The organism is Cohnella sp. GbtcB17 (assembly GCF_019091135.1).
Taxonomy (GTDB): Bacteria; Bacillota; Bacilli; order Paenibacillales; family Paenibacillaceae; genus Cohnella.
Genome location: NZ_JAGXJW010000001.1, coordinates 112,885 through 125,014 on the forward strand (window position 1 = coordinate 112,885; position 12,130 = coordinate 125,014).

General features: G+C 64.6%; 4 protein-coding genes. 3 read left to right on the forward strand and 1 reads right to left on the reverse strand.

All coding sequences use genetic code 11. The features are described from left to right. The first annotated feature begins 418 nt into the window (after positions 1-418). The 3 genes from KVT38_RS00440 to KVT38_RS00450 all read left to right on the forward strand — a co-directional run bounded on the left by KVT38_RS00440 (position 419) and on the right by KVT38_RS00450 (position 11,407). On the forward strand, positions 419-7,138 hold the full coding sequence (locus KVT38_RS00440) for an S-layer homology domain-containing protein (RefSeq protein ID WP_217591706.1): 6,720 nt from the start codon (positions 419-421) through the stop codon (positions 7,136-7,138). A 217-nt stretch (positions 7,139-7,355) separates the two neighbouring features. After that, positions 7,356-11,150, forward strand: coding sequence for a phospholipid carrier-dependent glycosyltransferase (locus KVT38_RS00445; protein ID WP_217591707.1), 3,795 nt, complete (start codon positions 7,356-7,358; stop codon positions 11,148-11,150). Positions 11,151-11,164: 14 nt separating this feature from the next. Next, complete coding sequence (locus tag KVT38_RS00450; protein WP_254638864.1) at positions 11,165-11,407, forward strand: cysteine-rich CWC family protein; 243 nt, start codon at positions 11,165-11,167, stop codon at positions 11,405-11,407. Positions 11,408-11,452: 45 nt separating this feature from the next. Here the strand turns inward: KVT38_RS00450 and KVT38_RS00455 are convergent, their stop codons facing one another. After that, positions 11,453-12,100, reverse strand: a complete 648-nt coding sequence (locus tag KVT38_RS00455; RefSeq protein WP_217591708.1) for a M15 family metallopeptidase — start codon at positions 12,098-12,100, stop codon at positions 11,453-11,455. Positions 12,101-12,130: the final 30 nt, after the last annotated feature.

Genomic DNA, 12,130 nt, shown 5'->3' on the forward strand with positions numbered 1-12,130 from the left:
CGGGCGGATAAGTGCAATAAGTCACTATCTCCTCCGCCAAGACGCCTCGGACCGTGCTGATAAGCTCCAAAAAGCACTATCTCCGCTGTAAAGGCGCTCCGAACCGGGCGGATAAGTGCAATAAGTCACTATCTCCTCCGCCAAGACGCCTCGGACCGTGCTGATAAGCTCCAAAAAGCACGATCGCCGCCGCCAAAGCGCTTTGGGCTGCGCCGATAAGCGCAATAAGTCACTATCTCCGCCCCAAGACGTCCCCGATTTTTCCGATAAGCGCACGCAGTCGCGCCCCCGCCCCTTTCCCCGCCAGCCTGCCAACTTCGTAATTTTGCGCCTACAACGCCCACAAACGCACATCGCCTTGGAATCGTTTTCATTTTACGATGAGGAAGATTCCATACGATGGGGAGGCCACCGGATCATGTCCAGTTGGAAAAAATGGCTCGCGGTGTTGATGACGGCGCTGATGATGCTGACGTCCATGCCCGCGTTCGCGGCGGAGAACGCGCAGCAGGAGCCGCAGCGCATTCAGGAGGCGGACGCGGGAGGCACAGCGGCATCTGCGCCTGCCTACATACGCATCAAGAATAAATGGCAGGGCAACTATTTGTACGAAGGCTCGGACGGCATCGTGCGCTACGGGCGCACGGCGCTGGACGATGCAACGTCGCAGTGGCGGCTCGAGCCGACGGACGGCGGGACGCGCATCCAGAACCGCGCCACCGGCCATTACATTACGATCGCCGAGACGGCAAAGCGCAGGGATGCGCTCGTCGCCCGCGAGATCGGCGTCAGCACCGCGGCCGACAGATGGCTCATCGAGGATGCGAGCCGGCCGGGATACAAGGTCATCAAGAGCTCGACGGCCGACCCGAGCGCGAACCTGGTCATTCACGAAGAGGACCAGCTCGGCTATGCCGAAGCCAGCAACGACATCAACATTACGTTCGAGAGCCCGCAGTGGATGTTCGAGCCGGCCGAGACGCTGCAGCCGGTGCTCATCGTGAACGAATTCCGGGCGGGACAGTTCCTGTACGAGACGGCCAATCCGGAGAAGGGGCGCACGCGAAACGTTGTCGCCTTCGGCAAGATCGATCCGACGGATACAAGAGCACATTGGTACGTGGAGGTCGAGTCGGGCGACGTCGGCGCGACGCAGATCGTGCGCCTTCGCAATCGGGCGACGGGCAACTATATCGAGCAGTTCGGCGAGGACGATTTTTCGCGCCGAATCGAGACGGCCCCGGCTTCCGCCGCGGAGCCCCAGCGTTGGACGATCGCGCCTGCTGCCTCGGAGAACGGTAATCCCGTGCAGGGATACGTCTCGATCTCAAGCGCCGGCAATCCCGCCTACGTGCTGAATACGCAGTTCGAGGACACCTATGCGCGGTCCAACAACTGGTCCAACGCGGGGAGGAGCAACGCGCACTGGAAAATCGCGCCGGCCTACGACGTCAAGCCGGTTCGCATCGTCAACTATACGGCGGCGGACGTCGGTACGGACTATCTCTATGAAGGAGAGGGCGGCGTCCTGATGCACGGCGCGCTGGCGGCCGGCCGGGAGGACGATCCGGCATACCAGTGGATCGTCGAGGACCAGGACGGCAAGAAGCGACTCCGCAATGCGGCGACGGGCGGCTATCTGGCGTCCGGCGAACCACTGGCGGTAAGCCCTGCCGCGTCGGTGACGTCGGCGGTGTATCAATGGCAGCTCGCGCCTTCGGACATGTACGATGACTACGTGAACATCGCCGCCGTGGGCGGCTCCGGCCTGCTACTGCTCCAGGATGGCGTCCTGCGCGCGGGCGCCTCCGATCCGGACGCCGACGCCGCGCAGTGGCTGCTTGAGGATCCGTCCGCGCGGACGGACGGCACGCCGCAGTACGTGCGTATCCAGAACGAGTGGAAGCCCTTCGTCTGGTACGAGGACGACGGCGGAGATTTGAAATACGGCAACCCTCGATCGGACGGCCGGGACCAATGGCTGATCGAGAAGTACCAGGGCCGCAAGCGGATCCAAAACCGCGCCACAGGCCATTATGTCAACCTGCAAAACATGACGGGCGGCCATATCCGCGTCACCGACGTTTCGGACGACTGGACGAGCGCGGTGTGGGTCGTCGAATCGCTCGCAGGAGGCGCCAAGCTGATCTACAACGTGGCGGACCGGGTGAAAAACCAGGAGGTTCAGAAGCTGATCAACCTGCAAAACCTGACCAAGTACGCCGAGTACGCTCAGATCAACCGGAACTGGGGCAGTCCGCACTGGACACTGATTCCGGTGAACGAAGCGGGACCGTCGCACCTGCGTTTCACGAACAAGCAGGGACAATCGCTCTATGAGGAAACGGAGGGCGAAGCTGCGGGCAAAGTGCGTTACGGAGAGACGCCGAACGCCGACATGCGTGCCGTATGGTACGTCGAGGATGCGGGCGGCGGGGCGAAGCGACTGAAGAATGTCGAGACGGGCCACTATATCGCGATGGAAAACATGGCGGGCCACGAATCGGAGGATGCTCCGAACCTTCCGCTCGGCACGGAAGCGGTCGTGTACGAGTCCTGGGGAAGCGCCAAGTGGTATCTGGACTCGGCGTCCGTGAGCGGGTATGCCGCCATTCGCAGCGGCTGGGCCGGGCACTACATTTACACGGACGGCGCCGGCGGCACGAAGGTAAGCAAGACCGTCAAGTCGGGCGACGGCAGCTTCGCTGACAGCGCGCTGTTCAAGGCGGAGCCCGTCGAACTGACGCCGGAGCTGCCCGAAGGCTACATTCGCATCCAGAACGAAGCGAACGGACAGTATCTTTATGAAAACCGGGGCGGCGTCGTCTTATACGGCAGCATCGCCGAGAGCAACGGGTACGGTCATTGGCGGCTGGTCCGGCAGAACGGTGCGGTGTTCATCGAAAACCGGGCGACCGGGCACCGAATGACGCTGACGCCGGATTACCGGTACATCGAGAGCTTGCCGGCCTCGGATAGCGCCGATGCGGCCGCGGGCTGGTCGATCGAGCCTTCGGCATCGTCCGCGGGGAAATGGCTCATCCGCAGCCTGGCCGCAGGCTACGACGACGAATACGTCCATACGGACAACGCCGCGGGCTATGCGGAGCGCGGACTCGTGCCCGCCTCCTTCGGGACGGCGCGCTGGAGCTTCGCGGCGGCGCCGGCGGATTACGAGACGCCGGACGACGGCGGCGCAGCGAATATGGATACGGCGACGCCGATCTTCAACGATACCGCGTACACGCGAATCGGCAGCGGCGGCGTATGGCTGGCGGACCGCGGCGGCACGATCGCGCTGGCGAACGAGAGCGGCGCGGCCGCGCAGTGGCTGCTGCAGGACTTCAACGGCCGCAAGCTGATCCAAAACCGGGAGAGCGGACGATTGCTGGCGCTCGATCAGGCGGGCAGGCCGATCGCCGCGGCAGAGAGCGCGCGCGGCCAGGCGAGCTCGCAGTGGGAGGCGGTCGAGACGCAGGGGCTGCTCGAGCTGCGCAGCGCCGCGGATCGCGCAGGCATGCTGCTGAGCGCGGACGGCGCCGCCGAATACGGCGAGCCGGCCAACGTCGCGCAAGGGCGCTGGACATATGAGCGCGTGCCGGGCGATGTCGTGTACGAGGCGGAAAACGCGTTTATGGGCGGAGGCGTCGCTGTCCATCAAGATATGGCCGGCTATGCCGGAAACGGCTATGCATCCGGGTGGCAGGCGGACGATGCCGCGGATGCGGGCAGTCCGCACGCCAAGCTCACCTTCACCGTCAACGCACAGGCAGCCGGCGATTACGACGCGGTCGTGCGCTACGCTAATCAAGGCGTATCCGGCCCATCGACCCTTGATATCGCCGTCAACGGCTTTTCCACCGCAACGCTCAGTCTCCCGCCGACCGGCGCAGGCTGGTCGACAGCGACGCTACGGTTAACGCTGCGTCAAGGCTTGAACACGATCACGCTTCACCCGGCCGAAGGAGCCGCCGCTCCGGCAGCCGCGCTTGCCGTCGACTCGCTCACGCTGATGAACAGCGTAGCGCCGGCATACCGCGGCGCGACGACGCCGTACGCGACCTACGAGGCGGAGGACGCCGAGACGAACGGCGAGCTGCTGCGTGCCTCCCGCGCGTACTACGATCCGGCCTCCGAAGCTTCCGGCCGCCAGGCCGTGAAGCTGAGCGAGACCGGCGACTACGTCGCGTTCACGCTGGCGCGTCCGGCCAATTCGATCGTGCTGCGCTACTCGATTCCCGACAGCGCGGACGGAGCGGGCCGTACCGAGACGCTGGGGCTGTACGTGAACGGCCAGTTCAGGCAGAAGCTGACGCTGACGTCCAAGTACGCCTGGGAATACGGCAGCTATCCGTGGTCGAACGATCCGACGCAGGGCAGCGGGCACCGCTTTTTCGACGAGACGCACGCTTTGATCGGCGACGTGCCTGCTGGCGCAAAGATCACGCTGAAAAAGGATGCCGACAGCACCTCGCCTTTTTACACGATCGATCTGGCGGACTTCGAGCAGGTGGCGGCTCCGCTGCAGATGCCCGAAGGGTTCCTGTCCGTGGACGATTACGGCGCAGCGCCGGATGACGGCAGCGACGATACCGCCGCCTTCAAGCGCACGCTTGAAGCGGCGAAGGACGAAGGCAAGGGCGTCTGGTTCCCTGCCGGCGAATACGAGCTGCGGGACGGCCTGCTCGACCTGGACCGCATCCAAATCCGCGGCGCGGGCATGTGGCATACGCAGCTGACGGGCGCCAAGTTCGTGGGCAGAGGCGACGAGATCGGCGTCTACGACCTGCTCATCGACGGGGACATCAACGTGCGGGACGACGAGGCGATCACCAATGCGTTTCACGGCGGCTTCGGTCCGGGCTCCGTGCTGCAGAACGTCTGGATCGAGCATACGAAAGCGGGGCTGTGGCTTACCAAGGTGAAGGATGGCGAGGAATATACGCACGGCCTGCACATGGTCGGCTTGCGTATGCGCAACCTGATGGCGGACGGCATCAACTTCAGCGTCGGCACGACGGACAGCATGCTCGAGCAGAGCGACGTGCGCTATCCGGGCGACGACGGCATCGCGATGTGGTCGACGGACGGCCTTTCGAGCGTCAATAACACGGCGCGCTTCAACACGGTGAGCCTGCCTTGGCTCGCCAACAACATCGCCGTGTTCGGCGGCACGGACAACCGGATTCAGGACAATGTGGCCATCGATACGATCACCAACGGCTCTGGCATCACGGTGTCCACGCGGTTCAACCCGCTGCCGTTCGCGGGGACGACGGTCGTCGAGCGCAATACGCTCATTCGCACGGGCAGCTACGATACGGGCTTGCAGACGAATCTGGGCGCATTCTGGCTGTTCGCCGATACGAAAAACATGACCGGCGACATCGTTGTTCGCGACAATACAGCGCTGGACAGCACGTTCGCCGGCGTCGTGGTCAACGGGATCCAGGCCATCTCGGGCGGCAGGCTGCTCCTGCAAAATCTCGTGCTCGACGGCGCCGGCACGGCCGGCGTGCAAGTGGCGTCGACCGTCACGGGCGCGGCCGACATCGACAACGTCATCGTTCGCGGCGCGAAAATCGCGGACGTAACGAATGCCTCGGCAGGCTTCGCTCTTCGCGAGGTGAACGAGGGCTTTGCTTCCGCGGCCAAACCGTTTGCCGCGACGGCCGAGGGCGGGGCGCTGAACGGCTTTGTGCTGACCGCCGGCGCAACGCTGGCGATCAAGGTGACCGACGCCTCAGGCAAGGACGTCACAGCGCAGTCGACGTTCGCGACGGAGCAGGCGTCGGTCGCGACCGCGGATGCCGCGGGCGTGCTGCGCGGCATCGCGACTGGCGAGACGCGTCTGCGTATCGCCTACGGCGGAGCCGAGCGGACGTACACGGTTAAAGTCACGGCCGCGCAGGTCGTTAACCCGCCGGTCGACACCAGCGGCGGCAATAGCGGATCTGCCGGCAGCGCCATCGATGCTGCGGCTGCCGCCAACGACGCCAAGCTGAAGGCGTCGACGGGCAACGCGATCGCGGTGAACGCGTCGGCCGACGGCACCGCGCCGTTTACCGCGCAGGCGCTGCTCGCGGCGGCTGCCAGCCGGCCGGACGCGGTCCTGACGATCGCGAACGGTGGTGCGACGTACCGGTTCCCGCTGTCGCTGGCCGCCAAGCTCATTAAGGATCGCGGCTACGATCAGGATCCGAAGGCGCTGTGGACGTTCGAGATCAAGCCGCTTGAAGACACGGCCCTGTCGCCGATCCGGCAGGCGGCAGAGCGTCAGAAGCTCGCGCTGGTCGCGGCGCCGGTCGAATTCGCCGTCGCGCTTCGGAGCGGCGCGAAGACCGAGACGATCGCCGACTTCGGCGGCGTCTACGTCGATCGCACGATTAAGACGCCGGATCGTCTCGAAGAAGCGAGCGTCACGGCGGTCGTCTACCGGCCGGGCGAGGCGGGCGCGGGATCGTTCGTCTACGTGCCTGCGCTGTTCCAGGCGGGCGAGGACGGCGGCACGATCGTCACGATCCGCAGCCCGGGCAACAGCGTGTATGCCGTCGTATCGCATGTCGCGACGTTCGCGGATTTGTCGAATCACTGGGCGAAGCAGGAAATCGAGCGGCTCGCGTCGAAGCTTATCGTCAAAGGCGTCGGAGGCGATGCGTTCGGACCTGCGCGCAGCATTACGCGGGCCGAATTCGCGGCGCTGCTCGTCCGGGGGCTCGGCCTCCGGGATCCCGGAGGCGACGTCGGCTTCAAGGACGTAGCAGGCAGCGCCTGGTATGCCGCAGAGGTCCGCACGGCGGCCGCCTACGGTCTCGTCCGCGGCTTCGGGGACGGCAGCTTCCGTCCGCAGGCGACGGTCACCCGCGAAGAGGTCGCCGTCATGGCGGCGCAAGCGCTGAAGCTGGCCGGCGCGTCAGCCTCGGCGGACGGGGACGCGAAGTCGGCCGCAGCGTTCGCAGATGCGGCGGACATTCATGCCTGGTCGGCCGACGCGGTTCGGACCGCGTCCTCGCTCGGCATCGTGAAGGGGCTGCCGGACGGCCGTTTCGCCCCGCGTGCGACGGCTACCCGGGCGGAAGCCGCCGCGATGCTGAGCCGCACGCTGCAGGCGGCCGGGCTGTCGAACGCAGCCCATTGAGGGCAGCGCTGGGACATTCGCCAATCGGCGCATGCCGAACCGTAACAAAAGCTTGAATCGCATCGTCAATACGATTTGAACACGAAAATGCGCGTCTTCGCTCCGAAGCGGAGATGCGCATTTTTGCCGGTTTGCGGACGACGGCGCCGTTTTGGGCGCGCGGCCGCCCGGGCGCCGCGCCGCAAGCGCGAGAACGAACAGATCGTCGGGGGGAAGCATGAGGAGAACGATAGGGGTATGGATGCTGGCGCTGCTGCTCGGCGTGCTGGGCTGTGCGGGCGGGGTTTCCGCCGCGTACGCGGAAGAGACTGCGGCGCTTATCCGCAACGGCGGCGCCGAGAGCGCGGCGAGCGGGAGCGGGCAGCCGGACGGCTGGACGCAGGACATATACGCGGCGGACGCGAACGGCGCGGCGGTCAGCACGCTGACCGTCGGCCAGGACGGCGGCCATAGCGGCCAGGCTTATTTGAGCGTCGCAAGCGCCGGAGAGAACGATGCGCGCTGGATTCAGACCGTGCCGGTCGAAGCCGACGCCGTCTACAAGCTGTCCGGCTGGATTCGGGTCGCCGGCGGGCTCGCCGACCGAACCGGAGGCAACCTGTCCGTACTCGGCATCGCCGCTCCTTTCCCTGCCGTGGGAGATACTCAGGGCGAATGGCGGCAGGTCGAATGGTACGGCAAGACTGGGGCGGACCAGACGAGCATCACCGTGGCGGCCCGGCTCGGCAGCTACGGCAGTCTGAACAGCGGCCGCGCCGACTTCGACGACATCATGCTCGAAAAGCTGGCGGAAGCCCCGGCGGGCGCCGTCGTCATTCCGTTGTGGCCGGAAGCGTACGCAGCAGCGGCCGCCGGCGGCGAAGGCGCGGGAGGCGGACACGGCACCTACACGGCCATGATGTTTTTGATGGCCGCCGCTTATGCCGCATTGTCCTGGGGCATCGTGTCTTACCTGCGCCGCAGGGGTGAGGCGACGCTGCCTGTCGGCGGCAAGCCGCGCGCAGCGGGCGGCGCCGTATGGCTGCTTTTCGCAGGCGCCTTGCTCATTCGCGCGGCTTGCGCACCGATCATGCAAGGGCATCCGATCGACGCCCTGGACTTTTATTTTTGGGCGAATCATGCCTACGAGGCCGGCCTTCACGGCTTTTACACGGCCGATATTTTCGTAGATTATCCCCCGGGCTATATTTACGTGTTGTACGTCGTCGGCGTGCTGCAGAAGCTGATGCACATCGGCTATCCTTCCGCCGGGTCGGCGCTGCTGCTCAAGCTGCCGTCCATCGCGGCCGATCTCGCGGCTTCATACGTGCTGCTGCGCCTCGCGCGTCCACGGTTCGGCGCCGCTGCGGGCGCAGCGATCGCCTCGCTCTATTTGTTCAATCCGATGGTGTTCCACAATTCGGTCGTATGGGGCCAGATCGACTCGTTCCTCGCGCTGTTCATTCTGCTGGCCGTCTGGGGAATCGCGGCGGGCAAGCTTCCTTATGCGACAGCCGCCGTCGTTGCCGCGGTGCTGATCAAGCCGCAGGCGATCGTCGCCATTCCGGTGCTGCTGCTGGCGCTTGCCGTCCGGCGCAGCCGCAGAGCCTGGGGCGAATCGCTGCTTTACGGAGCGGCCGTCTTCATTCTGCTCGTGCTGCCGTTTTCCATCCATCAATCCCCCGACTGGATCGTCGAGCGCTACAAAGCGATGTTCGACAGCTATCCGTACGCGACGCTGAACGCCGCCAATTTGTACGGTCTGCTCGGATTGAACGGCGTCAAGGTGTCGGCCGCGATGGCGTTCTGGAGCAATTTGTCCGTCGTGCTCATCGTCGCTTATATTGTCTGGCTGGCCTGGCGGCATCGCAAGCTCGAAGCCGCGCCGCGCTGGGCATATCTCGCTTACTTGACGTTCCTGCTTGTGTTCGCCCTCAAGACCAGCATGCACGAGCGCTACGGCTACCCGGCCGTCGCGCTTGCGCTGCTCGCGTTTATTCTGCTCAAAGACCGCCGTTTGCTGTGGATGTTCCTTGGCCTTACGTTCACGCATTTCGCGGACGCGGCTTACGTGCTCTACTTCGGATTGGATAAAAACTATTACCTGTCAGCCACGGACGGCTTTTTCCGCTTTTTGTCGCTCGTCAACCTGGCGATCTCGGCCTATGCCGTCTACGTCGGCTGGACGCTGGACAAGGGCAAGGCGCTGGCAGCCGCGCCGGCCGCAACAGCCGCTTCCGCCAAAGGCGGCAAAGGCGGCGCCTTGTCCAACACGGCGTCAGCCAAAAATGCGTCGTCCAAATCGACGGCCACCAGTCCCGCATTCGCAACCGCCATATCCGCATCCGACGCCAAGTTCTCCCGGCTCGACCGGCTGCTCGTCGGCGGCTTGACGCTCGTCTACGGCATCATCGCGCTTGTAAACCTCGGCTCGATGCGCGCGCCCGAATCCGGCTGGACGCCGGCCGCGCCGGCCAGCGCCATCGTGTACGACTTCGGCGAGCCGCAGGCGGTCGCCTCGGTCATCTGGTTCGGCGGGACGCGCGACGAAGGGCGCGCGGAGGACAGCACGATCGAGCTGTCGCAATCCGCGGACGGCAGCAACTGGACGAGCGCCCTGTCGTTCGTGCTGAACGGCGGCTCCGTCTTCCAATGGAAGGAACAGCCCGTCGCCATCAACCAGCGGTACGTGCGCGTCACGGCGTCGAATCCCGGTTGGACGCTGTATGAGCTGGCCTTCCGCGATGCGGAGGGCCGCAGCTTGACGCCGGCCAAGACAAGCGAAGGCGGCAACGCGCTGATCGATGAGCCGGGCGACGTGCCGAAGAAGCCGTCCTATCTCAACAGCATGTATTTCGGCGAGATTTATCACGGCCGCACCGCTTACGAGTTCCTGCACCATATCGAGCCGTACGAGACGACGCACCCGCCGCTCGGCAAGGGGCTGATGGCGCTCGGCGTCTCCCTGTTCGGCATGAACCCGTTCGGCTGGCGGATCATGGGCACGCTGCTCGGCATTGCGATGATTCCGCTCATGTACTTGCTCGCCAAGCGGATGTTCGGCCGTACCGAGCTCGCCTTCGCGGCGGCGTTCCTGCTGACGTTCGACTTTATGCACTTCACGCAGACGCGCATCGCGACCGTCGACGTCTACGGCGTTTTCTTCATCCTGCTGATGTATGTGTACATGTACAAGTATTACGAACGGGCGCTGGCGGGAGAAAGCTTCCGCCGGGTGGCCGTGCCGCTCGCGCTGGCGGGTCTGTTCTTCGGTCTCGGGGCCGCGAGCAAGTGGATCGATATTTACGCGGGGGGCGGACTTGCGGTGTTGTTCGCGATCACGCTGTGGCGGCGCCGGGCGGAGCATGCTTTCCTGCTGCGCACCGTGCTGTGGTGCGTGCCGTTTTTCCTGGCCGTGCCCGCGTTGATCTACACGGCGAGCTATATTCCGTTTTTCCTCGTACCGGGCCCGGGGCATGGTTTCCACGACATGCTGACCTATCAGAAGTTTATGTACAACTACCACGCGCATCTGGTGGCTACCCATCCGTTCGCGTCGAGCTGGTGGGAATGGCCGCTGATGATCAAACCGATCTGGTATTACGGCGGCACCGTCGCGGCGGATCAGGTGTCGAGCATCGTGGCGATGGGCAATCCGGCCGTCTGGTGGGTCGGCATCGCGGCCGTCGTGGCATCGATTTTGCTGCTCTTCAAAGGCCGGGCGCGCGACCCGCGGCTCGTCTTCCTGCTGATCGGTCTCGCCGCAGAGTATCTCCCGTGGGTCGGCGTGTCCCGCTTGACGTTTATCTATCATTTTTTTGCGAGCGTGCCCTTCATCATTCTTCTGATCGTTTACGTATTGAAGGAAGGCAGGGATCACGGGCGGCTCTCGCGCGATCACGTCTACGGCTACCTTGGAGCGACGCTGCTGCTGTTCGTGCTGTTCTATCCGATTCTGTCCGGCATGACCGTGGACAAATCGTATGTCGTTCATGCGCTCCGCTGGTTCAATTCCTGGATTTTTAACGGGTAAGGAGGGTAGAGCGGATGACGACGGAGAAAACGAACGCCCAGCGCGAAGATGCGGAAGAAATGCCGTCCGATCGCGCCGACCGCGACCGCTGCCCGCTCTGCGGCGGGCCGAACGGCTGCGCGATCGAGGCGGGCAAGCCTGCCGAGTCCTGCTGGTGCATGCTCACGACGATCGGTGAGGACGTCCTCGCTAGCGTGCCGCCGCCGCTTCGAGGGCGAGCCTGCATTTGCCCGGATTGCGCAGCGGGCCGCAAATAAATAAAAGGTGTCCGAGCCCCGTCAGGGCTCGGACACCTTTCTTTATTATGCCTTGCCGCCTGCCTGTGGCGTCGACTCCTCCGCGAGCCGGAGATCCTCGGGCGGCCGGTGTCCGCGCTGCAGCTCCGGGATGGACAGGCCGAAGTCCATCTGCAGGTGCGGATAATCCGGGAAGCTCTCCCAGTCGCCGCCCCAGGAGAAGCCGAGCCGCTTGGCGATCCCGACGACTTCCATCCAGTCGGCTTTCCCGTTGCGATTGCCGTCGTATTCCATGTCCCAGAGCACATCGCCGTTTTTTGCGCGAATCGCGAAGTCGATGGCCAAGCCGTAGTTATGATACGATTGGCCGCCTTTGGCATTCGTCACGATGTTGCCGGGAGCGCTCCGTCCTTTGCGATAGAGCGCATCCTGCTCGGTCTCGCTGCGAAAGCCGTCCGTAATCGCGATCCGGATGCCCAACGCTTCGGCCTCGGCCTTTAATGTCTTCATCTTCTCGGCGACGACCGGGTGCAGGGAGACGACCGGAGGCACTTCGCGCCACAGCTCGGCGGGCAGCAGCAATTTGACGGCCGGCAAGTTCGCGGCGACGATCAGCGCGATGGCGACGCAAGCGGCCAGCAGCAGGCGACTGCGCCTGCGGGCGGGGGCCGTTCGTTTTCTCGCCAGCGATGCGCCGGAAGGTTCCAGGTTCATCAATCTCTTCCTTTCGAATCTATCTTTGCT